Genomic DNA, 25,456 nt, shown 5'->3' with positions numbered 1-25,456 from the left:
CCGCCGGGTCGCAGTCGGCCGCTACAGCTTCCCGGCCGCCATCAGTTTGACGGGGTCCTGCAGGTCGACGGCGCCCATGTAGCCGCCGCCGTGCTCGATCGCGTCGTACACCCCGAAGCCGAGCAGCCGCTGCGACTCCTCGGGCAGCCCGCGCACAGTGTCCAGCGGCACCGACAGGTACTGGTTCTCCTCGGTGCGCAGCCAGCCCGCGCAGTAGCTCAGGTGCATGCCGCGGCGCCGCTGGTCGGTGGTGGTGTTGGCGCCGGCCCCGTGGATCGTCGAGCCCAGGTAGATCACGCCGGACCCGGCGGGCATCTCGGCGGGCACCGTTTCGGCGTCGGTGGGCACGCGGTCGCGGTCCCACCGGTGGCTGCCCGGGATGATGCGCGTCGCGCCGTTCGCGGCGGTGAAGTCCCGCAGCGCCACCACCGAGGCCAACTGGATGTGGCCCTGGCGGGGCACGTTGGCCCACACGTCCTCGTCGCGGTGCAGCATCTGCGTGGTGCCGCCGGGGAGCCGGTTGAGCACGTGCGCCAGGTTGAGCTGGTAGGCGACGCAGCCGGGCAGCAGCGCGGCGTCGCACACCGCCCGGTACACCGGGTGGGTGAGCACCTCGGTGGCGAACACGCGCGACTTGCCGGCCAGCCCTGTCAGGTGCTCGGTGCGGCGGCCGAAGAACTCCGCGACGCCGGCGTTCACGAAGTTCTCCGCGCCGGTCTGGGGCGTGTCCTCCAGGTGCTCGTCGAGCTCGGCGTTGAAGCGCGCCAGCAGATCCGGGTCCAGCAGGCCGTCGACGATCACGGCGCCCTGGTCGAACAGCGCCGCCAGCAGATCCTCGCGGGGAGCGTGCGCGGACACGTGCGTCAATGCGGTCATGGGGTGGTCCTTCCGTGTGGACAATCGGGACAAAAGTGCTGCTCAGGTGGGTAGATGGGGGCGTGTATCGTCGGGCCATGGCCGAATCCACGTCGCAGGGCAAACGCATCAGGGCCGGCGGCAGGAGCGAGGTGATCCGGCGCACCGTGGCGGAGACCGTGCTGGACATGCTGCGCCAGGGCGACTCGACCTTCTCCGTGGCGGACGTGGCGAAACGCGCCGACCTGCCGCGTTCGACGGTCTACCGCTGGTGGCCGACGCGGGTCGACCTGGTCGGCGAGGCGCTCACCCTGCACACCACCACGTTGACGGCGCCGGACACCGGGTCGTGGGAGGGGGACGTCCGTGAGCTCACCGAAGAACTGGCCGACCTCTTCTCGACGCCCGTGGAGATGGCGCTCAACGCGATCCTCGCGGCCGACACGCAATCGGAGATCGCGCAGCTGCAAGTCACCCATTGGCTGCCCATCGCCTCGGACCTCTCCTCGATCGTGCAGCGCGGCAAGGACCGCGGCGAGGTGCGCGCCGACGCGGACCCGCACCTGGTGATGCAGATGATCGTCGGTCCATTGCTCGTGGTCACCACCTTCGGTTGGCGCGGGGACGTCGCCGCCACTGCCCGCGACGTCGCTGCGACGATCACCCGGGCGTTCGGCTGCGGCGGCTGAGCTCCGCCGGCCCCGTCAAAGTCTAACGCTACATATGTTGCGTTAGATGTGGAGGTGGACAGGTCGAGCACCTTTTCCCGCTCCGGGCCCGGGATTCGGCGCTCGGCCTGCACAGGAGGCGCTCGGGTTGCGTAGGAGGCGCTCGGGCTGCGTAGGCGGTGCGCGGAACTGGGTCGGCGTGATGGCGGGCGGCCCGGGCCCCGGTCTTGACACCGGCGCCCCCGCGGCCGAGCGTCAGGGAGGTGGCGGTGACGACGGGGCGGACTGCGCAGGCGGGCGACGGAGGCATCGACCGGTTCCGCACCCGCCTGAGCGGCCTCACCTGGGCGCACCTGCTCAACGACGGCGCCTCCAACTACCTGCCGGGCGTCCTGCCGGCGGTGCTCGCCACCCTCGATCAGCCGGCGAAGATGGCCGGGGTGCTGGTCACGGCGCTGACCATCGGGCAGGCGCTGCAACCGCTCACCGGGCGGCTGGCCGACAGGATCGGCGGGCGCAGCCTCATCATGATCGGCCTCACCGCCAGTTCCATCGGCGGCGGGCTGCTGGGGGTTGCGCACAGCCTGTGGTCGATGATCGCGCTGCTGGTGCTCATCGGCGTCGGCAACGCGTTCTTCCACCCGCAGGCGCTCGCGGGCATCCGCGCGATGATGGCCGGCCGCCAGGGCCTCATCACGTCGGCATTCCTCATCGGCGGCGAGCTGGGCCGCGGGCTGTGGCCCACCCTGGCCAGCGTGATCGTCTCCCATCTGGGCCTGGGCGCGCTGTGGATCCTCGCCGTCCCCGGGCTGGTGACGGTGCCGTGGATCCGGCGATGGGCGCCATCGCTGCCCGCCCGGCGTGGCCACGGCAGGGCCATCCGGTGGCGCACGCACGCGCGCCCCCTCGCGGTGCTGATCGGCTATCAGGGCGTCCGCACCGTCACCGTCTTCTCGTTCGTGACGTTCCTGCCCATCCTGTGGCACTCCCGCGGGGAAACACTGGTCAGCGGCGCATCGGTGATCACCACGATGACGGTGGTGGGGGTGGTCGGCAACTTCGCGGGCGGGCACCTCAGCGACAAGGTGGGGCGGCGGCCGGTGCTCGTCGCGTCGGCGCTGGGGGCGGCGGTGCTCGTCGCGCCCATGGCCTACCTGGACGGGCCGTGGGCGTGGATAGTGGCGGGTCTGCTGGGGATAGCGCTGTTCATGACGGCCCCGGTGACGGTGCTGATAGGCCAGGACATATTCCCGGAGAACCGGTCGATGGGCTCGGGCATCGCGTTGGGGTTCTCCAACGGTGTGGGGGCGCTGCTCGTCTTCGTCATCGGTCTCGGCATCGGCGACGACGTGGCGGGCGTGTTCTGGGTGCTGTGCGGGCTGAGCGCGGCGGGAGCGGTGGCTGCGCTGCTGTTCGACCCGGCCCTCATGCGGTGAATCGGCAGGGTGGGGCCGGTTTGCGAGGCTCTGGATTGCGGAAGGAACCGCGTGCTCCCGGCCGGCCCCGGTATGCGCAGGTCGGCGCCGTGTGCGTCGGCCTGCACGCTGGTGGGCTCGGCGCGGCCGGGCGATACGATCGCTTCCGCAATCCATAGCTGCCAGGAAAGGACCTCGACCCGCGCCCGTCAGCAGGCGCTCGCGGCGGCACCGCGGAAACCGCTCCGCCCGCCGGCCGGCGCGTCTACCATCGCGAAGGCAGGCGCGGAAAGGGGAGCGACCATGGGCTGCACTGGATGCACGGACGGCGAACTGCGCAGGCCTCACCTGATAGGGCCCCGGGCGGCGGGTCCGCGCGCGCTGGGCCCCACCGCGGCGGCGCCGCTGGCGCTGGCGGCCTGCGCGGTGGGCGCGCTCGCCGTGGGCGCCGTGGCGATCGGGCGGATCGCCGTCGGCAAGGCCGTCGTGCGCGAACTCGAGGCCGGCGACGTGCACATCCGATCCCTCACGGTCGAGCGCATCGAGGTGGCCGGAGAGACGTGGCCCAAGGCCGACGGCACCGCGCCGCCGGAGGTGTACGGGTAGCCGCGCGAGCGGGCAGGATGGGGCGGGGCGGATCTCGCGTCACGGATAAGGAGACTGTGCATGCCCGGCTTCGCCGAACTCGACGCCATCACGCTCGACGACCTGCGCGCCACGGGCACCACCAAGTGGAGCCGCGAGGACGGGGCGATCGGGGCCTTCGTCGCGGAGATGGACTTCGGGGTGGCCCCGCCGATCACGGATGCGCTGCACCGCGAGGTGGACCGCGGCGCGTTCGCCTACCTTCCCAGGCGCTACCTCACCGCGATGCAGTCGAGCGTCGGGCGCTACCTGCGCGGTGCGTGCGGCTGGGACGTCGATCCCGCACGCGTGCACCAGATGCCCGACGTGGTCGCCGCATACCGGGCCGCCATCCGCTACTTCAGCCGGCCCGGCTCCGCGGTCATCGTCCCCACGCCCGCCTACATGCCGTTCCTCACGGTTCCGCCCGACGAGGGCCGCGAGGTGATCGAGGTGCCGATGCGGCGCGACGGCGCGTACTTTTCCGACGACCTCGACGCCATCGAGCGGGCATTCGACGACGGCGGCGGGCTGCTGGTGCTGTGCAACCCGCACAACCCCACCGGCCGGGTGTTCACCCGCGCCGAGCTGCAGGCGATCGAGGAGCTGGTGCAGCGCAAGGGCGGACGGGTGTTCTCCGACGAGATCTGGATGCCGCTGGTGCTCGGCGATCGCCGCCACATCCCCTACGCCTCCATCGGGCCGGCCGCCGCGGGGCACTCGATCACGGCGATGGCCGCGTCGAAGGCGTTCAACATCCCCGGGCTCAAATGCGCCCAGCTGATCACCACCAACGACGCCGACGAGGCGGTGTGGCAGCGGGTGGGATTCATGCCCATGCACGGCGCGGCCAACCTGGGACTCGCCGCGACGGCCGCCGCGTTCGACCGGGGAGGTGTGTGGCTGTCCGACGTGCGCGCCTACCTCGAGCGCAACCTGCGGACGCTCACCGAGTTCCTGGCGGAGCGCCTGCCGCACGTGGGATTCCGGCCGCCGGAGGGCACCTACGTGGCGTGGCTGGACCTGTCCGCCTACCGGCTCGACGGCCCGCCCGCGGAGTTCCTGCTCGAGCACGCGGGGGTCGCCTGCACCGAGGGCACGGACTGCGGCGCGGCGGGGGCCGGCCACGTGCGGTTCATAGCGGCCATGCCGCGGCCCCTCATGCTCGAGGCGCTCGAACGCATGGCGAAGGCACTGGAGGCGGTGCCCCTGCGGGGGTGAGGGGCGGGAGTGCGGGGCGGAACTGCGGGGCGCGGCCGCGTGGCAGTCCGCGCGCCGTTTCCCGCCGGTATCCCCGATAACGCGTGCGCGGAGTGCGCAGGCGGTACTCGGGGTGAGACGGGACGGGTGGGGGTCACTGCACCGCCGCACGCACTCTTCGCGCCGCCTCCTCCGCCGCAGGGTCGCCGGACCGGTGGAACGCCGCGGGCCGGCCGAGCGGACTGTCCACGGTCACGTCGGCGTCACCGGCGAACTGCTCCCCGGTCCACACATGCACCCAGTCGCCGGGCGGCAGGGTCGCCGTCGTGCGGGTGAGCCCCGGGGCCATCGCCGGCGCCACGAAGATCCCGCTGCCGAACAGGAACTGGTCGTCGCGCGCGGCTGCGGGCGATCCCGGCGCGCCGATCCACGGGTGCCGCAGCGCGGGGACCCCGGTCTGTGCAGCCTCGGCGACGACGCCGCGGCGGTAGTCGGCCAGTGCCGCGAACACGCGCGTCTGCTCGGCGAACCCGACCGCCGCATCGGGGTCGTAGGCCTGCGCATTACGGTCCGGCTGGTTGCCCTCGTGGGTGCGCATCACCGTGCCCCACGCGCTGAACTCTGCCCACCGCAGCAGCAGCTCCCGGGCCCGTCGGACGCCCACCACCGGCTGTGAGAGTCCGGTGTATCCGCCGGTGTCGCTGTGCGTGAGGGCCATTCCGGACACCCCGCCGGCGAGCATCCCGCGCAGCGCGCTGGCCAGTCCGTCGTCCGCGTCCCAGGTCACGAGCTGGTCGCCGGCCCAGAACAGTGGGGCGTGCGCGGCGGACCCGCGGCCGGCCGCCCGGAAGAACACGAGCGCATCCGGCCTGCCGGCCTGGCGGCGCGCCGCGTCGTTGAGCTCGGCCCACGCCACCGGCCAGCGGTTGTGCCACTCGGCGGGCGAACCCGCATGCAGCACGGCATCGAAGGGGAGCCCTTCGCCGAAGTCGGCCATCCACCCGTCGGCGCCGACCCCCGCCACCTCGGTGGCGATGACGTCGCGGAACCAGGCGACGGCCGCGGGATTGGTCAGGTCCACCAGCGCGGCGTCGAATCCGCCCTGGTCCAGCAGGTACGGGCCGCCCGACGGGTGCCCGACGAGGTACCCGCGCGCGTTCGCCTCCGCGAACAGGTTGCGGGCGGTGCCGCCGGGCTTGCCGGCGGGGTCGGCGAGGAACGCGTTGACGTAGGTGAGCACCTTGATGCCGCGGTCATTGAGCGAGGAGACGAAGGCGTCCCACCGCGGATAGCGGTCGCGGTCGAGCACCCAGTTCCACCACAGCCGCTCGCCGAAGTCGGTGGTGCGCTGCCCCGACCAGTCCTGCAGCCACACGCCGGTGACGGCGGCGCCCGCGTCCTCGAGCGCGGCGAGCTTGGCGGTGACGGCGTCGGTGCCGCCCTGGAGGCCCAGGATCGCGCCCGCGCCCGACCATTCCGGCAGCGCCCGCATTCGCCCCGTGTCGGCGGTGTGCGACTCGAGCAGATCCTTGGGGACCGCACCCGCGTAGACGGTGGTCGTATAGCCGGGCGCCCAGGCGGCGATGTCGATGCGATCCGGGGGCCGGCAGTCGAAAGTGGCGACGACGTCGGTATCGAGGGCGAACGCGCGCATCGCATCGGTGGCGAGGAACGGCAGCGGGGCATAGGTGGTGGTGGGCGAGCCGCCCGCGCCCTGGGTGGCCTCGGCGGCGGCGGTGAGGGGTTCGCGCCCGCGGCCGACGCCTTGCTCACGGGTGACGATCGGCACGTCGTCGCCCGTCAGGTCGAAGCCCGTGAACTGCTCCCCGGCGCCGTGCACGCCCTCGCCGGGACCGCGGGCGGGGCGCAACACGACGACCTCGGCGCCGGGAACGTCCGCCCGGAGCTCCAGGCCGTGGGGGCCGGTGCTGACGCGCAGGGTGAACTTCCGCGTGGTGGCGAGGTCGAACGGGGCGGCGGTCGCGATCTCGCTGGACTGCGGGCCGAGATCGACCGGCGGGGCGAGGATTCCGGTGAGGACTACCGCACCGTCGTCCACTTCCACCCGCCGGACCTCCTGATCCAGCTGCAGCGAGGTCAAAGCCGGCGTGAACGAGAAGTGGCCGGTGTTCTCCTGCCAATTCAGCCGTCCGTTCGCGGAGGCGAGGAAGGCGCCGGCGGGGGAGGCGAACACCGCGCGCCCGCCCGATTCGACGCGTACCGACCCCGGCGCGACGACGACGCGGAAGGTGCCGGCGTCGACGGTGCCCACGGCACTCGGCGCGACGGTGAGACGCCCGAGGGGCAGAACCGGTGCAGGGGCGTAGCGGAGGAACGGCACACCGGCGCGTGTTGCGGGCGGGGCCGACAATGAGGTCATCCCTGCGACGAGGACGCCCGCCCCGATTCCGACGGCCGAGCGCAGCAGGGCACGGCGGGAAACAGCGTGTCCGGGGAGGGTGCGCGGGCGGTCGTCCGCCGGCCTTTCGCTTCCGACTGCGCCCACCCTGGTCCTCCTCGGCTGCGGCGGTGACGGGGCGGGACTGTGCGCGCCCGGGCATGATGGGTCGGATGGTATCCGGGCGAAGGCGCCGCGGGGCCGGTTCCGTGCACGTGAGGTGCACGGCGCGTCGACGGGAGGGTCGGGAGTGACGGGAGGGGGCGAAGTGAAGCGGACTGGGAATGTCCCGGAGGCCGACGGTCCGGTCCCGCGCCGCAGACGCGGTGCGGGCCGCACGGCGACGCCGCGGTGGTGGCGAATCGCGATGGGCGTGGTCATCCCCACCGTGGTGGCACTGATCTGTGCGGCGGCGCTCGCGGTCTTTATTTCGCCGTTCCCGCTGCTTCCCGCCGTGGTGCTCGTCCTGTGGGCGTTCGTGCTGATCGGCCCGGTGTGGTTGGCGTTCACGGTGGCGCAGCTGGTGCTGTACCGGTGGGACCGGCGCGTACTCGTCGCGCCGGTGATGGTCGTGGTGACGGCGGCGCTGCTGGCATTCCAGGTGCCGTTCCACCTCGGATGGTGGGCGATGCGGGGCACGATGACCGCGCATGCGCAGGAGTGCGTGAACTCCCATGAGCGGCAGTGGATCGGCGTGTACTCGGTGGAGAGGATCAGCGGGTCGGCCGGTTCCTGTCACTTCCGGCTGACCGGCGGCTTCCTCGACACGGTGGGTATCGCCTACCTGCCGGGGGAGGCGCCTCGTCAGGGGTTCACCGGCCGCGAGGGCGTGCGCGGCTACGAGCCGCTCGGTGACGGGTGGTACCGGTACCGGGAGGTGTTCTGACGCGCCGCGCCCCGGGCAGCGTTCCGCGCACGCGTTCCCGAATCCTCGCGGTGAACGCGCGCTCGGAGTGCGCAGGCGCTGCTCGGATCGGAGACGGCGGGCGGGCGGCAGGGGGCCGAGCGGGCTGTGATCGGGTGCTGCCGCCGCGACGCCGCGGGTGCCACAATGGCGCCATGATCTTCATCGTCGCCAAGTTCAAGGTCAAGCCGGAGTTTGCGGACGACTGGATGGGCCATGTCCACGACTTCACCACCGCATCGCGCGCCGAGTCGGGGAACCTGTGGTTCGACTGGTCGCGGAGCGTCGACGACCCCGACGAGTACGTGCTGGTCGAGGCGTTCAAGGACGACGCCGCCGAGGCGCACGTGACCAGTGCGCACTTCCGCCAGGCGCAGAAGGACCTGCCGCCGCTGCTGCAGGAGACGCCGCGCGTGCGCAACGTCGTCATGGACCGCGACGAGTGGGACGCGCTCGGCGAGATGGCCGTGGACTGAGGGACCGCCGCCCCCAAAGATGCCCGGCGGCCCACGCACCTCCCGCATCGCATCGCAGCGGGGGAGTGCGTGGGCCGTTGGCCTCTCGGGACGGATCAGCTGACGGCGACGAAGACCTTGTCGCTGAGAGGTGTCGCCTGGATCGCCAGGGTGCCCTGGCCGGCCGACGCGGACGGCGCAGTGAACACCAGGTTGCCGGTGGTGGAGGCGCCCTCGAACAGCGGGCTCAGCGTGTCGAGGGGATCAGGTGCGACCACCATGCTGTCGAACGAGTTCACGGTGTTGCCGTCGGCGGTCACGTAGTCGATGCTCGTGAACGGCATCTTGCCCTGCGGGTCGGACCCGGTGTAGGTGACGGTGACGTCGGCCAGCAGGTACTGCGAGCCGGCGGCGGGCGCATCGTTGAACGGGTTCTCCGCGGTCACCGCATCATCCGCGTTGAGAGTGACGCTGTTGACCGTCACCTGCCAATCACCGTCGGTGATGGTGGAACCGATCGGGTACGGATTGCCCCGCGTACCCTGTTCCGAGGAGGATGCTGAGTCTCCGGATCCGGTGTTCTCTGTGCCGGCGGCTGCGACCCCCGCGGCACTGGCGGTGTCCCCGGGCGTGGTGACGGAAACGTCGCCGCTTCCGCCGAAGGCGTCGTCGACCGCGTCAGATACGACGGTGGCGAACACGACGAATCCGACGACGATGCCGACGATCGCAATGATGACGGCAGCGGTGCTGGTGCCCTTGCGCTTGCCGGCCTGGAAAAGGCCCACGATGCCGAGAATGAAGGCGATCGGAAGCAGAATCCACCCGACGATCAATGCGCCGGGAATGCAGGCGAAGATGAATCCGACCACCGCCGTGATGACCGCGATACGGCCGAGGACGTTCTTCTGCTTCTCCGGCGCAGTAGGAGTGCCGGGGAACCCGCCGGCCGGGGGAGCCGGAGGCATGTGCGACGGTGGGGTGGTCATCGGGATCTCTCCTTAAACGTACTGAACTGGCTGATGTTCAGTAGATAACCAGACGCCACCGACAGATTTTGAAGCTGCAGGGATGGAACCGCAGCAGAGCTGCGGAATCACGTGAATGTCATTCGTGAGTATTGCCACTCAATCGGCAATCGCGACACGTCATCCGTCAGTTTTCGGCCAGGATCTCGACGTAGCCCTCTGTGCCGTTCACGCGGATCCGGTCTCCGTCGTGGATGTGTCGCGTCGCGCCGTCGACGCCTACCACGGCCGGCAGCCCGTACTCGCGCGCGATCACCGCGCCGTGCGTCAACACGCCGCCCACCTCGGTGACCAATCCGGCGATCCCCACGAACACCGGGGTCCAGCTGGGGTCGGTGTAGGCGGTGACGAGCACGTCGCCGGATTCCAGATCCGCATCGGCGACACTCAGCGCCACACGCGCTCGCCCCTCGACAGTGCCGGCGGACACGGGAACGCCGGCCAGCGCGCCGTCAGGCGCACCCTTCCGGCTACGGCGTCCGGTGACGATCTCGCCGTCGGAGGTGAGCACCCGCGGAGTCGACAGGTCCCGGTACGAGCGGAACTCCGCCCGTCGTCGATCGATCAGCCCCGTCTTGGGCTCGCGCGTGCGTACCAGCTCGCGGAGCTCGTCGTACCGCAGAAAGAAGATGTCCTCCGCCTCATCGAGGACGCCGGCGTGTGTCAGCCCGCCCGCCTCCCGCAGCAGAGCCTGCTTGTAGACGAAGTACCGATTGACCATGGCGTATTTGAGGTACTCGCGGTAGCCGGAGAACGTGCGGACCCGTCCGATCATCCGGTCGACCTCGTCGGCCTTGCGGTCGCCGTCGGGGAGCGCGTGCAGGCGCGCGCGTACCTCTCGTTCCTTGGCCTCGATGTCTCGGCGTGTCTGTTCGGACCTCCGCGCGGCCTCTCCGCTCGAGAACCGGCGGACGTTCGCGAGGATCATCGGCAGCAGTACGTCGGGCTGCTCGACCCATCGAGACTTGGTGATGTCGATCTCGCCGGCACAGCGCATGCCGAATCTGTCGAGAAATCCGCCGAGGGCGTCCCGGGCCTCGTCGCCGCCGGGCACGGCGGCAAGCTCGGCCAAAAGGTCTGCGCTGTCATCTGCGCTGAACTCTTCGAGCATGGCTACGACCGACGGGTGCGGCCTGATGGCGTCGGCGAGGTCGAGCAGTGCGTGCGCCATCTCGACGGTGATGTTCTGCGGCCCGGACTGCGAAAGGATGCCTCCGGCCTTCTCATCGCCCAACCACTCACGGAGGTTGTCGGACAGCGTCACCGAGTCCATCGCCGCGTCGACCACTTGCGCGGTGCGCGGCGAGAACAGCACGCGCTGGAGTTCGGGGATGTCGTCCGCGATGAAGTCGATGAGGTCCGTCCCCGACCGGCCGCGGATGTCGCGGTTCAGCACCGCGAGCGATGCCTCGCAATCGGCGATGAGATCGGCGATGACGTCCGGCTCCGCATCCTCGGCGACGGGAATGACGCCGGTCGACTCAGTGGGCCCGGTCGACTCAGTGGGCCCGGTCGACGCAGTGCGCGATTCGGGCGTGGTGGAAGGTGGGGGCTGCGGCAGGAAACCGTCGCGGTGGATGAGGGCCCTCAGCGCGTCGCCCGTGCGGGGATCGGAGGTGCCCAGGGCATCGATGACGCCGTCGCGCCGATCGGGGTCTGTCAGCATGCGGGTGACGTCGACGAACAGCCTCCCGCCCGCGTGACGCATGGGCGCCCGGCTGGTCATCTGCCACACCGAGATCCCCAGCGGGGCGAAAGCGTCGGTCATTCCCTGCTGGTGGCCGACCGACGCGTAGACGCGCTTGCCACCCGGATCGTCGTCGTCGGCAGGTTCCGGGATGGGAAACAGCGTGGTGATCGGGCGGCTCTGCACGACGTGGAATCCGCCCGCGTCCCTGCACCATTCGATGTCCTGGGGACGCCCGAAGTGCGCCTCGATCCGCCGCCCCAGAGTCGCCAGCGCCACGGCCTGACCGTCGGTCAGTGTGGGCGCGGCGGGCCCGCGGCGGAAAGCGGGGCTCTTGGTGATCACCGCGCCGCCGCGCACCGTGAACGTATCGGGTGTCGCACGGCCGGAGACGAGTCGGTCTCCGAGACCGTGGACCGCGTCGATGGAGGTGAGGGTGCGGTCGGAGGAGACGGGATCGGCGGTGAACATGACGCCCGATGCCGCGGGGGAGACCATCCGCTGCACGACCACCGCCATGCGCACACCGCGGTGGTCGATGCCGTTGCGGAGTCGATATGCGGCGGCTCGAGCGGTGAACAGCGATGCCCAGCAGCGCCGGACGTGCTCGAGAACGTCTGCGTGCCCGGTCATGCCGAGGTAGGAATCGTGCTGGCCGGCGAATGACGTCGACGGCAGGTCCTCGGCGGTGGCGCTGGAGCGTACGGCCCACGGGCCACAGCCGCGGACGCGCAGCGCGTCCACGATCTCCGACGCGACGTCGTCCGGTACCGGGTGCCGCAGTACCGCGGCGCGCACGTCCGCGGCCGCGGGGGAGAGCCGGTCTTCCCCGTCCTGCGTCACCAGCGACAGCCGGTCGAGCGCGGCGAGCACATCCGCGGAATCGCCGATCACCTGTTGGAACGCCGCAGTGGTGATGCAAAAGCCGTGCGGCACGCTGACGCCGTCGACCCGCGACAGTTCCGCGAGATTCACACCCTTTCCACCCGCCGATTCCATGGCGTTCCGATCGACTTCCTCGAAGCCCAGCACATAGCCCATTCCGAACTCTCCGTCCCCTCGCACCGTCGGTACGCCACAGAGTATGGAGGAGAAATCGGCTGCTCATGAGCTGCGGAAATCGTGTATAAAGTGGAACTGGGAGGGGTTGTCGGGCAGCACGCCACCCCCTTAGCGGCCGCCCGGGCAGCGCGCCGCCTCCTCGACGGCCGCCCGGGCAGCGCGCCGCCTCCTCGACGGCCACCCCGTCAGCGCACAGCCTCATCGGCGAGGCCCGCCAACTCGGCGGCGTTCAGGCCCGGCCATCCGTGGAGCATCTCCGTCCATTCCGCCGGGAGCGCGGCGGCGCCGTAGACCGCGCCCAGCAGCCCTCCCGCGATGGCGGCCGTGGTGTCCGTGTCGTGTCCCGCCCGCACTGTCTCGGCAAGACCGCGCCGGATGTGCACCTCCGGATCACCGTTGACGGGCCGCGTGCGATGGATGCCCCACCACGCCGTTTGGAGCGCGGAGACCACCCAGCCGTTGTTGTGTTCGAACTCCGGTGTCTGCTGCGTCTCCGCGGCCGTCACCCACCGCTGCCATCGGTCGAGGGCGTCCGCCGGCACCACGGCGCTGACGATGCCGTGCAGATCGGGTAGCGAGCCGGTGCGGATGGCCGACCAGATTGCGAGCGACCACACCTGGCATGCCAGTTGCGTGTCGACGCCGGTATGGGTGAGGAGCGAGATCCGGGAGGCAGCGGACAGCATGTCCGCAGGCGCCTCGTCCGCAGCGAATGCGACGGCGACTGCGGCAGTGCGCATGAGCGATCCGTTGCCGGCGTTGTCGGGTCCGGTGGCGGCGGCGTCGATCTGCATGACCGCGGCCGAGTCCGCGCGGCGGGACAGCACGCGCCGAGTCTGATTGCCCATGTCCTTGGGGCCGGACTCCTGCCAACGGAGGAACTGCTCGGCAACGGCGTCGAGGCCTGCCGTGGTGTCCAGCCGGGCTACCGTGGCGGCACGGGCGATCGCCGCAGTCATCGCGGTGTCATCGGTCCACTCGCCGGGCTCGAAGCCGAACGGGCCGCCGCCCTTCATCACGATCGGCGCATCGGGGCCCGGATGGGTGAACTCGTACCCGGCGCCGAGCGCGTCACCGGCGGCGGTCCCCAGAAGCGCTCCACGCGCCCGATCGGCGATCGCACGGGCGTTTTCCCCGGGGCCGTCTGCACTGCCCCCACCCACAGCTGGCCCACTCACGCCCGACTCGTTCACAGGACCCCATTTCCTCGTCGATACTGATTGCCAGAACCATATCGGCGCGGTCCGACAACTCGGGCCTGCCATGAGGGAACGCGGAGGTTCGGTCCATGGAATCGGCAGTCGTGGTGGGCAGCGGCCCCAACGGCCTGTCCGCGGCGGTCCGCCTGGCGCGGGCGGGACTGGCGGTGACCGTCGTCGAGCAGGCGGACGTGCCGGGCGGCGGAGCGCGCTCCGGCGAGGCGACGTTGCCGGGGCTGTTGCACGACGAGTGTTCCGCCTTCCACCCCATGGGGGCCGCGTCGCCGTACATCGCCGCCCTCGGACTCGAGCGTCACGGTCTGCGGTGGCGCTGGCCGACCGTCGATCTGGCTCACCCGCTCGACGATGGCCGCGCCGCGCTGGCCGGCCGCGATCCGGGGCTCGCGGCGCAGTCGCTGGGGGCGGACGCCGACCGGTGGCGGCGCGTGTTCGCCTGGGCGCACCGTGCATCGCTCGGGGAGGGTCCGTTCGACCAGGTCATGGCCGAGGCGCTGCGACCGCTCATCCACGTGCCGCGCCATCCCCTCGTTCTGGGGCGTTTCGGCGCTCAGGCCGTCCTTCCTGCCACGGTCCTGTCGCGCAGGTTCGCCGACGAACCCGCACGGGCACTGTTCATGGGCGCGGCGGCGCACCAGTTCGGGCGACTCGACATCCCGTTCACCAGCGCGGTCGGCATGGTCCTCGCCGGCGCGGCGCAGGCGGTCGGCTGGCCGGTGGCGGAGGGCGGCAGCCGGGCCATCACGGATGCGCTGGTCGCCGAACTGGAATCGCACGGCGGCCGGATCACCACCGGAATGCGGGTGCGGTCACTGGAACAGCTCCGTGAGGTCGCCTGCACGCCGGACGGTGCCGTGCTGTTCGACACCGCGCCGCAGGGGGTTCTGGCGATCGCCGGCGACGCGCTGCCGCCCAGGGTGCGCCGGGCGCTCCAACGGTTCCGGTACGGACCGGCGGCCTTCAAGGTCGACCTCGCCGTCGAGGGCCCCATCCCGTGGACCAACGCGGACTGCGGACGCGCCGGGACAGTGCACCTGGGCGGGACGGCGGCGGAGATTGCCGACTCCGAGTCCGCCACAGTCCGCGGCGAGATGCCGGATCGGCCGTTCGTGCTCCTGGGCCAGCAGTATGTGGCCGATCCGTCCCGTTCGCGCGGCGACGCCAACCCCGTTTACGCCTACGCGCATGTGCCGCACGGATACCCGGGCGACGCCACCGATGCGATCATCAGCCAGATCGAGCGGTTCGCCCCCGGTTTCCGGGAACGCATCCTGGCCGTCTCCGTCGCGGGGCCGTGCGATCTCGAGGTGCGTAACCCCAACTATGTCGGAGGCGACATCGGTGCGGGTGCCAACACGGCCCGGCAGTTGGTGTTCCGCCCCCGGCCTACGGCGCGCCCCTACAGCCTGGGCGCGCCGGGGCTGTACCTGTGTTCGTCGGCCACGCCGCCCGGCGGAGGAGTGCACGGCATGTGCGGATTCCACGCGGCCGGGGCGGCGTTGGCGGACGCCGGGTTGTCGGACCCCGGGTTGGCGGGTTAGGCCAGGACGCCGGTCGGGAGCGGGTCTGGCACGCCGACAATGCGGGCCCGCCCCCGTGTGACCGACTGCGCGGCCAGTCCCCGGAGGGCGACCGGCGGACGCCTGTCAGTTGTACTGGCTGCCCGGGTGGTACCGCTTGACCCGCGTGAGCGTGTTGTGGTCGGTGTGGTGCATCTCCGCGCCGGTGGCGGCGAGCTTCATGTGCAGGTCCGAGGTGTAGCTGAACGTCTCCTCGTCGTCGATCGTGAATGCGCTTTTGAACTCGAGGATTTCGGCTCGTTCAAGCAGGTAATGGTTCTGCAGAATGCCGTAGCAGGGATCGCCCGGTTTCGCGTCGAACCGGAGTTCGGTGTCGCGCGCTTCCGCTGCACTGCCGGCGAGGATCGCGATGCCGCGCCCGAACACGACATCGCGCATGACCTGCTTGCGGACGCCGTCCCACAGCAGGAACCCGATCTCGTCGTGGAAGGGGTCCATCGCCTCCTCGCCGTGCCGCCACGCCGTCATCGCGTACTTGAGGCCCCACAGCGTCTGCTGGCCGTTCTCCTGGATCGGGATCGGCTTGAACCATGCGTGCTCGAAGTAGCCGGTCTTGGAGGTTTCGTCTTCCTTGTTGTGGTAGGAGAGGTCAACGCCGACGTCGCCCTCCCATTCGCCGACGAGCGGAGTCAGCGGCCCCAGCTTCTGCGGACCCTGGATCTTCTCCGTCATGTCTCAGCCTCTCTTCCTGCGCCAGGTGGCTCCTGGGAACAACCGAGTCACGCACGACCCGCCGGAATCACGCGGCGCGCCGAGCGCAGCCACCCGCAGCCTGCGGGTCGCTCACATCCGAACTTTACGAGTGCCGGGCCCGGTCGCGGGGGCGATTGGGTAAAGGAACACGCAGTCATCCGAAGCCGGCGATGCCCGATGGAGCGCGCGGTTCCCCGTAGGGCGCCGACTGCTCGGGGAACAGGGCGTCACCGGCCCGACGGCGGCAGCACGTCGACGCGTAGCGGGCTGCACACCTCGATGAGCCAGTCGAGGCCCGGCCCGCTTTGGAACATCCGCCCGAAGGACGGGTCCTGGCGCAGTGCCCCTGCACAGCGATCGCCGAAGAGCACGACCGCACGCGCGTCGTTGCACTTGCGGGACGTCCAGGCGACGCCGTCGAATCCCGCCGCGTGGGCTGCCTGCGCCCACGCGACGGTGCGCGGGTACTCGGAGGCGGCGGTGTCGGTCACGTGCCGTGCCTCGATGCCGAGGCGGCGCAGGCCCAGGCCGCGCAGGCTCGCCAGCCGCAGGCGGCGCCGCACCTCGACGAGCCCCATCACCTTGTCGCGGTACGCCGAGTAGGGGAGCAGGCCGCCCGCCGCGGGAACATCGTGCAGAAGCGACTCGGCGAGCGCGGCCTCTGCAGTGTCCGCGGCATACAGCACCGGCACCACCGGGTCACCGAAGAACGCGAAGCGCGTCCGGCTCCCGTGCCCGGGATTGAACTCCGCCACGGTGCGCACGCTGCTGTGCACTCGATACAGACGGTGCCCGCGCGGCAGCAGCTCGGCGCGCGGCAGGAAGGGCGCGGGCGGCGCCGGAATCGCGGAAGCATCCTCGGCGCCGATTCCCGGGTTCCGGCGAGAGGACGAACTCACCAGGACACGCCGAAGGACGCCTCGGCCACGGCGAGGAGACGTTCGGCGTCGCCGAGGGCGTCGACGGGCCGCCCGCCGTCGAGCAGTGTGGTGGGGCCCAGGAGCCATTCGATCAACCCGGCCTCGTGCCAGCCGTGCCGATCGCCGAGCGACCGAAGATCGGCGATCACCGGGCGGATGCCGGCGGCCGTGAACTGGAATCCCGGATACAGCAGCCGGTTGCCGCGGCGCAGGGCGAGCAGCCTCCCCGCGGCGCGGGCCGCGGCGGCGGCATTGCGGCGTGCGGCCGCGCGCGACCCGAGCCGGTCCGCCACCTGCGCCGAGGTGAGCAGCCCGAACTCGGCGTCGAGCGCGTCGTAGAGGTTCTGCTGCGCCTGGACCGCGCGGGCAAGCGCCGGTGACGCGGCGGTGAGATGGGCGGAGTGGATCGCGGAGCCGAGCGCGGCCACATTGCGGCGGGTCTGCGCGAGGTCCTCCGCGGCGGCCTCCGCCGGGTCGCCCGGAATCGGATCCTCCGGTGCCGGGTGCTCCAGTGCCGCAGCGCCGTTGCCCGCCATCGTCCACCTCCGCCAGTAGTCCGCTTTCGCCAGCAGTCCGCTTCCGCCTGGGTCGCATCATCACGCGCACACGATCGTGCGGCCAGTACGCTCCATCGTAACGCATGATTCGCACCGGTAGACGGTGCGGAAGTCGACGATGGGGGCGCGCCGACTCCGTGAATTGACGCGAACCGGTGTTGTGTGTGTTTACGATCACAGCGTCGAAGGGTGGACGCAGTGGAACCGATCGGCCGTCGCGGATTCCTGGGGTATGCGCTGGCCGCGGCCGGTGCCGTCGGCGGGGCGGGAGCGCTCTCCGGCCTGGGCGCGGGGACGGCGGCCGCCGGTGGAGCGCTTGCCGGGGCCGCGGTGGGCGAGCGGATCGGGACGAACCTCCGGGTGCAGGTGGTCTCGCCCACCTGCGTGCGCCTGGAGAGCGCGCCGGACGGGCGATTCGAAGACCGGCCCACCATGCTCGGCGCGCACCGCGTCCACGACGGAGCCGTGTATGAGCGCACGGACGCGCCGGGGCGGGTCACCATCGACACCGGTCGCATCCGCCTGCGGATCGACGCCGGCGCAGCGACACTCGACGACGCCACCCTCGGCGCCCAGGTGCTGCGCGGCGACGAGTGGATCGACGTGCACCCGCGCTGGGAGCGCCCCGGGTACACCGCGCCCGTCACCGGGCTCGGCATGGCCGGCTACCTGGGCGGAGCGACGGTCAAGACCGACGGCGCGCCCTCGACGCAGGGGAACCTGGGCGGATGGTTGCGCGCCCTCGACACGCAGTTCGGGCCCGTGCTGTTGCACGACGGCCTGCTCAGCCGCGACGGCTGGGTGTTCCTCGACGACTCGGCCTCGCAGCTAGTCGACGACGGACACCGGGTGCGCAGGCCGCCCGGCCGCCGCCAGGACGGGTACCTGTTCGGCTACGGCGACGAGTACAACGCCGTCTTCGGCGACTACCGCCGCGTGTCCGGACCGCCCGCGTTCCCGCCGCGCGCCGCCTACGGGCTGTGGTTCTCCCGCTACCACCCGTACTCCGACGACGACTACCGCTCGCGACTGCTCCCCGCGTTCGAAGGCGAGAAAGTTCCGCTGAGCGTGCTCATGGTGGACACCGATTACAAGTCTCCCCACAAGTGGAACGGCTGGAACTGGCGGCGTGCGCTGTTCCCGGACCCGCCCGGATTCCTCGCGTGGGCGCACGCGCAGGGCCTGCAGGTGGGGCTCAACGTCCACCCGAGCATCGCCGCGGCCGACCCGCAGTACGCGCCGACGGTGCGGCGCGGCGGCCCGCTGGCGCCCATCGCCATGCCGAACCTCATCTCGCTCACCTCGGACCCGCAGGCGGTGATCGACCAGAACTTCGGCTTCGACTGGTCGGTGCCCGCGCAGCTCGAGGCATACCTGGGGCTGCACGCGCCGTTCGAGGACGACGGCGCCGACTTCTGGTGGCTCGACTGGTGCTGCGACGGCTCCACGGCCGGCCAGCCCGACGGCACGTCCTCCGGCGACGCCTGGATCAACTCCCGGTACGGCGCCCGCTCGCGGGCGCGCGGCAGCCGTTGGCCAGTGCTCTCCCGCACGGGCGGGTCGTGGCAGGACTGGGGCGGAGCCCGCCCCGGCCCGTGGGGCGAGCACCGCAGCACCATCCACTTCACCGGCGACGCCGTGTCGTCGTGGGAGATGCTGGACTTCCAGACGCGTTTCACGGTGGCGGAGGGCAATTCGGGGATGCCCTACGTCTCCCACGACATCGGCGGCTTCCAGGGGCCCCTCGACGACGCGCTCTACGCCCGGTGGGTGCAGGCCGGCGCGTTCTCCCCGGTGATGCGCCTGCACTCGGGGACCCCGGACCGCGGCGACCCGCGGCGGTTGCCGTGGGAGTTCCCGGAGCCCGTGCGCGGGATCGCGGCCGGGTTCCTTCGGACACGCTCCGCCCTGGTCCCGTACCTGTACACCCTGGGCCGCCGCAGCGCCGATACGGGGGAGCCGCTGGCGCGGGGGATGTACCTGGCGTGGCCCGGGTTCGAGCAGGCCTACAGCTTCGACCGCCAGTTCATGCTGGGCGAGGACCTGCTGGTGGCCCCCGTCGGCGTGCCCGGTGACCCGGCCGTCAAGCGCGTGTGGTTCCCGCCGGGCGAGTGGCACGACGTCTTCACCGGCGAAAGGCACACCGGTCCCGCCGAGGTGGACCTGCGGGTGCCCCTCGACCGCATGCCGGTGTTCGCCCGCAGCGGGGCGGTTGTGCCCCTGCACCCAGCCGGCCTGGCCCCCGACGCGGGCGGTCCGCTGCTGCTGCGCGGCTTCGCGGGTGCGGACGGCCACGCCTGGATCTACGAGGACGATTCGACGCCGGAATCGGCGGCCGGCGGGGGAGCGGGGACGGATCTCGTCTGGTCCGACGGCGACCGCATCCTGGCCATGGGCCCGCGCAGCGGCATGGCGGGCGGCCTGCCGCCGGAGCGGGCGGTGAGCGTGCGCGTCGACGGTGTTCCCGAGCCGCGGGCCGTCACCGTGAGCGGGGCCGTGGCGGCGCGCGTCGAGGCGCACCCCGCGGACCCCGGAGACGGCGCGGGCGGCTTCGCCAACGGCGGTCCCGCCGACCCCGGAACCTGGACGTTCGCTCCGGGTCCCGGCGGCCGCGGCGCCGTCCACGTCCACTGCGGAACCATCAGGACGGGCGACGGGGTGGCCGTGGGCCTCGCCTGAGCCGGCGCGCGCCCGGCCCTCCTACTCCCACAGGCCGTCCTGGCCCGGGGGCGGCGGAGCGGCCGCGTCGGCGCGGACCGGCACGGGTGCATGCAGCCGGCGCGCGCCGTCCCACTCCCACCGCGTCACCAGCACCGCCTCCACCCCGTCGGTGCGGGCGAGCTGGGCGATCGCGATCCCCGGCACCTCGGCGTAGCAGCCCCACTCGCGTTCGCTGGTCATCACGACGTCCATGTCGAACGACGCCAGCAGCCCCAGGTACTTGGCGCGCGCGTTGTCGTCGACGCCCGCGAACGCCTCGTCGAGCATCACCAGCCGCGGGGCGTGCGGGTTGCCCGCCGAGCTGTAGTGCGCGGAGGCCGCGGCGAACAGCGGCACGCTCACCACCAGCGCCGACTCGCCGCCGGAGGCGGGCCCGGTGGCCGGGCGCCACTTGCCGTTCTGGTGGCGTTCGATGACGAACCGGAACCAGGTGCGGTAGTCCAGCGCCTCGCCCAGGTTCTCCAGCCAGGTGCCGCCCGTGTCGCGGGCGCGCACCTCGTGGATCCGCTGCTGCAGGAATCCGCCCACGGCCTCACGGTCGTCCTCGGACCAGCCGTCCATGCTGCGGCGCAGCATCCGCCGCGCCTCTGCCAGCCCCGCCGGGCCGTCCTCGCGCGGCTGCCAGTCCAGGCGCAGCCGCATGCCGGTGCTGGTGGGCCGCGTCGCGAGCTCGTCGTTCATGCGCGCCACCTGCGCCTCGGCGCCGGAGATGAGTTCCTGCATGGTGGTGGAGATCTCGCCCAGCAGGTGGTTCTCCAGGATCTCGCGTTCGCGGGCCGTGAGCAGCCGCTCGTGGTCGGCGACCTCGCCGGCGAGCATGACGTCCAGCTCGGCGACGGGCACCGGTCTCCCGCGGAAGGTCACGTCGACGACGATGACCGCGTCGTCGACCAGCCGCATCGACGAGGAGTCGCCCTGCCGGACCAGCACGTCCTCGAGTGCCTTGTGCTCGTCGGTGACCCGCTGCCGGGTCCGCTTCCACGCGGACTCGCCGGCGTCCACCTCGGTCAGCGCCTGCTCCACGCTCCGCGCGTACTCGACGGTCGCGTCCACGGACCGGTCCACCGGGTGCGCGGTCGAGACCGTGTCGTCCGCTCCGGATCGGCCGTCGAGGGCGAGGTGCAGCAGGCCCGACGCGGCGAACCTGCGGAACACCTCCGCCGCCGCCGCGAGGGCCGCCCGGGCCGCCTCGTCCTCCACGGCGAGCTCCTGTCGGCGCCCGTCCGCCTTGCCCCGCGCCTCCAGCGCCTCTCGTTCATCGCGCCGCGCATCGTGCCGGTGCTGTTCCTCCGCCGCGATCAGGCGCTGGACATCGTCGAGCTGTTCATGCAGTTGGTCCACGTCCGAGCTGACCGACTCGCGCAGAGTCTGGTAGCGCACCCGGGCCCGTTCCGCGGAGGCTTGGGCGTCGTCCATCCGTCCGGTGGCGGCGGTGCGTGCATCCTCGCTGCGGCCGAGGTCGTCCCGGGCCTGCGCATAGGCCTGCTCGGCGGAGACTGCCGCCGCGGCGGCGGGCCACAGGTCGGCCAGCGCCACCCGGTAGTCGCCGAGCGCGTCCCGGATGCGGCCGAGCTCGGCCGGCTGCGCCGGCAATCCGGCGTCGGCGGAATCCTGGTGGAGCTCCTCGGCCGCGGCCCCGTGCGCCGCCGCGGCCTCCTCGACGACGTCGGCGGCGGCATCGCGTTCCTCGTGCAGTCGCCGCAACTCGTTCTGCAGCGCCACCACCGCGTGCCGGGCGCTGCGCACCGCTTCGTCCGACGGAGCGGCGGAGCGCTCCGAGGACAGCGCCTCGAGGCGCCGGGCGACGTGGGAGTCCTTGTCGCCGAGGCCCGCCGACTGCTCATCGATCTCGGCGATCTCCGCGGTGAGTCGCTGCAGCCGCGCGCGCCGCGCCTGCTCGCGGGCGCCGCGGCCGATGTACTGGGCGCCCGGCTTGGACCAGGCGCCGGTCAGCACGCCGTTGCGGAAGGCGCCGTCCGTCGCCACCCAGCACGCCCGCCCGCTATCGGGACCCAGCCCGATGCCGCCGAGCACCGCGGCGACCGCCTCGGGCGGCACCGCGACCGCGGCAGCGTCCTCGGGGTCGGCTGCGGGAGTCAGCGCGGTGGTCAGCGAGTGCGGGCCCGCCGCTGCGTCGTCCGGGTCCAGGACGAGCTCGCCTGAGGACGGATGCGTGACCGCGCCGTCGGATGCGATGCGCGCGTCGAGGATTCCGGACGCCTCGAGCGCGGCCTCGATCCCGGCCCGCTCGGAGTCGGAGACGTGGGGCGCGAAGTCCGTCACCCGCCAGAGCGGGGCGCCCGCGGTGTCGGCCGCGCCACCATCGTCTCCGGCTGGTCCGGCTCCCGCAGTGCCGGTTCCGGCAGCAGCAGGCGACCGGCGGCGCGTGTACGGCACCGGCGGCACCGCGTCCTCCCCGGACTCCGCGGAGACCAGCCGGTGCTCCAACTCTGCCCGGCGGGCGCGCAGACCGGACAGCTCCGCGGACAGCGCGGCACGCCGGGCCGTGAGCCGCTCGCGGGTGCGGGCCGCGGCGGCGTCCAGGTGCGCGGTGACGGGGCCGCGGCCAGTGGGGGAGTCGCACCAGTCGCGGAGCTCGGCGAACAGCGCCGCAGGGTCTTCCACGCGCAGCTCACGAGTCGCATCGAGGTGCCGGCGCACAGAATCGGTGAACGCCTCCGCCTCGTCGACGACGGCGCGGAGTGCGCCATCGATCCGCGACTCGGCGGCGTCGGCCCGCGAGGCGACGTCGTCGAGCCGGCGCCGCGCATCCGCGAGCGTCCTTTCGGCGTGGGATGCGCCGTCGGCGAGCGCGCGGACCCGGTCCAGCGCGCGCAGCTGCGCGTCGACCCGGCGCTGGGCCTCGCCGTCCTCGTGGGCGCTGTCGGCCAGCCCGGCGGCCTGCGCCCGCTCCGAGGCGCGTCCCCGCGCCCCGTGGAGTCGCTGTTGCGCGCCGGCCAGCGCGTTGTTCGCGGTCGTCGCACGGTCGGCCAGCCGGTCGCGCGTCCGCTCCGCCTCGCGGGCCTCCCCGGCGATGCGGTCGGCGTCGGCCTCGCGCTCGCGGGCGGTTTCGCGGGCCGCGTCGAGCTCGCGCGCCGCGTCCATTGCCGTGCTGTCGCGCAGCGCCGCGTCCTGGGTGCGCAGCGTCGCTATCCGGTCGCCGGCCTCGGCGATCCGGTCCCGGGCGCCCTCGGCCTGCCCGTCGGCATCGATGAATCGGGTCTGCGCGTCGAGAAGCTGCTGCTCGAGCCGGTGGGACCGATTCTGCGCGGCGAGCGGCTCCGCGGCCTGCCGGCGCGCCGCGACGCGCGCATACGCCCGGTAGTCCGCGACGAACCGCTCGGTGGCGGTGCGGGATTCGCGCAGACCGTCCAGATCCTCGCGGTCCTCCTGAAGGCTGCGGAACGACTCGGCCGCCACCGTCAGCAGCGCCGGGTCCAGCGGCGGAAGCGCCTCTGTCAGTGCCGCCGACAGCGCCTTCTCGCTGGGCCGCTTGGACAGCTGCGGCTGGCGCAGCTGCACCAGCAGATCCACGAGCGCCCCGTAGCGCTGGGTTCCCAGGCCGAACAGCGCCTCGTCGACGGCGCGCCGGTACTCGCCCGCGCGGTCGAAGCGGGTGCCATGGCCGTCCAGGGCGGCCGAGAGCCGATCCTTGGTGAGCACGGTGCGCGAGTGGTCGACCAGCTCGAGGCCCGCGCCGATCCGGTGCGTGGTGACGAAGAACCACGGGGGCAGCATGCCGCGGCCCTCCACCGCCTTGAGTCCCGCGCCGATCGTGCAGTAGTGCGCTGTGCCGTCGTCGTCGACCCGGCCGAACTCCAGCCAGGTGTAGCCGAGGCGCTCCGAGTGGTCGTATGCGCCGCCCAGCAGCAGGTTCCACTCCATGCGCTTCTTCGGATCGGCGTCCGGCTCCACGCGGTGCGCCGACAGGTCGGCGTCCAGCAGGAACGGGAGCATCAGCGCGAGGACCTTGGACTTGCCGGTGCCGTTGTTGCCGCGCAGCAGCAGGCGCCCGTCGCGGAACCAGAACTCCTCGCGGTCGTAGTAGAACAGGTCCACCAGGCCGGCGCGCAGCGGCTGCCAGCGGTTCCGGGCGGGCACGGGCAGCGCGCCTGCGGTGGTCGTGCTCGTGGGCGTACTCACCGGGCGTGCTCCTCCGTCTTCGTGGTCGCGTGCTCTTCCGGGCGTTGGGGATCGGGACGCGGGTATTCGGGCTGACCGGTGCCGGGCGGCTCCAGCGCGCGGTCGACGGCGGGTTCGGTGACGGCATACCGGGCGATCGCGGGCCGCGGCACCACCGCAACGGCCCCGTCGGCCGCCTGCTCGCGGCGGACCAGCCCCAGCGCCTCGAGCCTGTCGAGCGCCGTGCGCACGATGACACGGTCGGCCCCCGGATCGGTGGCGCTGCGGCGCCAATAACCCTGTGCGGCGAATCCGTGCGCGCGCGACCGGATCAGGTCCTCGAGCACGGACACGGGCACCGGCCCTGACGCGGACGCCAGATGCGTGGCCAGCAGGAGCGCGGCGTGGCCGTCGGTGCCGCCCTCGGGCATGCGCACGTCGGTGAGCGTCCCCAACGGATCGACCATCGCGATGCCCTCCGCCCGTATCTCCGGTACCAGCCCCGTCAGCTCGGCGACGGCGCCGACGATCGAGACGCTCCGGCGTTCCAGGTGCTCGCGCGCCGGCGTGGGGAGGTCGTCGTAGTAGAGCACCGGCTCGTCCAGCAGGCGCCGGGTGACCCGCCGGCGGATGCGCTCCTCGCGGAGCTGCTCCGAGCCGTCGGGCGGCGGGAAGGTGAGTTGCGCCAGGCGCTCTGCGAACAGCGAGGCGGGGTCGGCCGACGCGGCGGCGATGGTGGAGGGGCCACGCGCCGACGCCAGCATGCCCGCGAGCGCGCGCCGGTGCACGTCGTAGAGCACGTCGCCGGTGTCCTCGACAAAATGGTCCTCGTCGCCGGCGACGCGGCTGAGCACCCCGTAACCGATGAGCAGGCGCACGGCCGCGGCCAGGTCGCCGCGCTGGGCCCTGCTGTCCAGGGTGAACTCCAGTCCGGTGGCGGCCAGACCCGGGTCGGCCGCCGCCAACAGCACGTCGTCGGCGAGTCCGCCGAGCGTGATCTGGGCGTCGGCGCGGGACAGCGCCGCGAGCAGGAGGCACGCCAGGACGTACCGGCGGCGGGTGAAGGGCTGGCGGGGGCGCGCCGTCACCGCGGGGTGGGTGTGCGCGCCCGGCCCGTCCTCGTCCACCGTCTTGGTCAGCCGCGCGAGTTCCGGCGTGACGAGCAGCGACCATCCGGCGTGCGTGTGGAACCACCCGCGCAGGTACGCGGAGTGGCGCTGCACCAGCGCGAAGGATTCCGCGTCGGGCCCGTCGGCGGCCAGCAGCGGGCGGTGCAGGATCGCGCGCGCGGCGCGGCGCCGTTCGTCGGCGCGCGACTGCTGCAGCGCGTCGGTCAGTGATCCGGTCATG

18 protein-coding genes are annotated in these 25,456 nt (G+C 72.3%); 8 read left to right on the top strand and 10 right to left on the bottom strand.

What is annotated here, in order from left to right; genetic code table 11:
* Nucleotides 1-21 precede the first annotated feature (21 nt).
* Complete coding sequence (locus FO059_RS09385) at nt 22-876, bottom strand: phytanoyl-CoA dioxygenase family protein (RefSeq protein WP_143908249.1); 855 nt, start codon at nt 874-876, stop codon at nt 22-24.
* 77 nt (nt 877-953) lie between these two features.
* Here FO059_RS09385 and FO059_RS09380 point away from each other — a divergent pair, with 77 nt between their 5' ends.
* From FO059_RS09380 to FO059_RS09365, 4 genes are all read left to right on the top strand, one after another.
* Nucleotides 954-1,544, top strand: coding sequence for a TetR/AcrR family transcriptional regulator C-terminal ligand-binding domain-containing protein (locus FO059_RS09380; RefSeq protein ID WP_168226605.1), 591 nt, complete (start codon nt 954-956; stop codon nt 1,542-1,544).
* A 248-nt stretch (nt 1,545-1,792) separates the two neighbouring features.
* A complete protein-coding gene (locus FO059_RS09375; RefSeq protein WP_210416596.1) occupies nt 1,793-2,959 on the top strand; it encodes an MFS transporter in 1,167 nt (388 codons plus the stop codon).
* Between the two features lie 282 nt (nt 2,960-3,241).
* Nucleotides 3,242-3,544, top strand: coding sequence for a hypothetical protein (locus FO059_RS18545; protein WP_199257018.1), 303 nt, complete (start codon nt 3,242-3,244; stop codon nt 3,542-3,544).
* 60 nt (nt 3,545-3,604) lie between these two features.
* Nucleotides 3,605-4,783 (top strand): MalY/PatB family protein, encoded by a 1,179-nt coding sequence (locus FO059_RS09365; protein ID WP_143908245.1) that lies wholly within the window; start codon nt 3,605-3,607, stop codon nt 4,781-4,783.
* Nucleotides 4,784-4,916: 133 nt separating this feature from the next.
* On the opposite strand, the gene FO059_RS09360 is transcribed toward FO059_RS09365, so the two are convergent.
* Nucleotides 4,917-7,268, bottom strand: coding sequence for an alpha-glucosidase (locus FO059_RS09360; protein WP_158726491.1), 2,352 nt, complete (start codon nt 7,266-7,268; stop codon nt 4,917-4,919).
* Nucleotides 7,269-7,527: 259 nt separating this feature from the next.
* On the opposite strand from FO059_RS09360, the gene FO059_RS09355 reads away from it, so the two are divergent.
* Both FO059_RS09355 and FO059_RS09350 read left to right on the top strand, forming a co-directional pair.
* Entirely contained in the window at nt 7,528-8,046 is a 519-nt protein-coding gene (locus FO059_RS09355) for a hypothetical protein (protein WP_143908241.1), read from the top strand.
* Between the two features lie 173 nt (nt 8,047-8,219).
* Nucleotides 8,220-8,540, top strand: a complete 321-nt coding sequence (locus tag FO059_RS09350) for a putative quinol monooxygenase (protein ID WP_143908239.1) — start codon at nt 8,220-8,222, stop codon at nt 8,538-8,540.
* A gap of 95 nt (nt 8,541-8,635) precedes the next feature.
* Here the strand turns inward: FO059_RS09350 and FO059_RS09345 are convergent, their stop codons facing one another.
* From FO059_RS09345 to FO059_RS09335, 3 genes are all read right to left on the bottom strand, one after another.
* Entirely contained in the window at nt 8,636-9,508 is an 873-nt protein-coding gene (locus FO059_RS09345) for a DUF4352 domain-containing protein (protein WP_143908237.1), read from the bottom strand.
* Between the two features lie 166 nt (nt 9,509-9,674).
* Nucleotides 9,675-12,275 carry a rifamycin-inactivating phosphotransferase gene (gene rph, locus FO059_RS09340; protein ID WP_143908235.1) on the bottom strand — a complete coding sequence of 867 codons (2,601 nt, stop codon included), beginning with the start codon at nt 12,273-12,275 and terminating at the stop codon, nt 9,675-9,677.
* Between the two features lie 206 nt (nt 12,276-12,481).
* Nucleotides 12,482-13,474, bottom strand: coding sequence for an ADP-ribosylglycohydrolase family protein (locus FO059_RS09335; protein WP_233266767.1), 993 nt, complete (start codon nt 13,472-13,474; stop codon nt 12,482-12,484).
* A 110-nt stretch (nt 13,475-13,584) separates the two neighbouring features.
* Here FO059_RS09335 and FO059_RS09330 point away from each other — a divergent pair, with 110 nt between their 5' ends.
* Nucleotides 13,585-15,054, top strand: coding sequence for a phytoene desaturase family protein (locus tag FO059_RS09330; protein WP_143908231.1), 1,470 nt, complete (start codon nt 13,585-13,587; stop codon nt 15,052-15,054).
* A 105-nt stretch (nt 15,055-15,159) separates the two neighbouring features.
* Here FO059_RS09330 and FO059_RS09325 read toward each other — a convergent pair whose 3' ends face one another.
* From FO059_RS09325 to FO059_RS18360, 3 genes are all read right to left on the bottom strand, one after another.
* Nucleotides 15,160-15,765 carry an FABP family protein gene (locus tag FO059_RS09325; RefSeq protein ID WP_143908229.1) on the bottom strand — a complete coding sequence of 202 codons (606 nt, stop codon included), beginning with the start codon at nt 15,763-15,765 and terminating at the stop codon, nt 15,160-15,162.
* A gap of 248 nt (nt 15,766-16,013) precedes the next feature.
* A complete protein-coding gene (locus FO059_RS18365; RefSeq protein ID WP_158726492.1) occupies nt 16,014-16,685 on the bottom strand; it encodes an RES domain-containing protein in 672 nt (223 codons plus the stop codon).
* A complete protein-coding gene (locus FO059_RS18360) occupies nt 16,682-17,242 on the bottom strand; it encodes a hypothetical protein (RefSeq protein WP_168226604.1) in 561 nt (186 codons plus the stop codon). The genes FO059_RS18365 and FO059_RS18360 overlap by 4 nt, the downstream gene beginning before the upstream one ends.
* Before the next feature lie 210 nt (nt 17,243-17,452).
* Between FO059_RS18360 and FO059_RS09315 the strand changes: the two genes are divergently transcribed.
* Nucleotides 17,453-19,942, top strand: coding sequence for a TIM-barrel domain-containing protein (locus FO059_RS09315; protein WP_143908227.1), 2,490 nt, complete (start codon nt 17,453-17,455; stop codon nt 19,940-19,942).
* 21 nt (nt 19,943-19,963) lie between these two features.
* On the opposite strand, the gene FO059_RS09310 is transcribed toward FO059_RS09315, so the two are convergent.
* Both FO059_RS09310 and FO059_RS09305 read right to left on the bottom strand, forming a co-directional pair.
* Nucleotides 19,964-24,127, bottom strand: a complete 4,164-nt coding sequence (locus FO059_RS09310) for a TIGR02680 family protein (protein ID WP_158726494.1) — start codon at nt 24,125-24,127, stop codon at nt 19,964-19,966.
* A complete protein-coding gene (locus FO059_RS09305; protein WP_143908223.1) occupies nt 24,124-25,455 on the bottom strand; it encodes a TIGR02678 family protein in 1,332 nt (443 codons plus the stop codon). The genes FO059_RS09310 and FO059_RS09305 overlap by 4 nt, the downstream gene beginning before the upstream one ends.
* Between the last annotated feature and the right edge of the window lies 1 nt (nt 25,456).

It is taken from the genome of Tomitella fengzijianii (assembly GCF_007559025.1).
GTDB classification, from domain to species: domain Bacteria; phylum Actinomycetota; class Actinomycetes; order Mycobacteriales; family Mycobacteriaceae; genus Tomitella; species Tomitella fengzijianii.
Note: the sequence above shows the minus strand (reverse complement) of the source record. Positions and strands in the feature narration are given on the sequence as shown.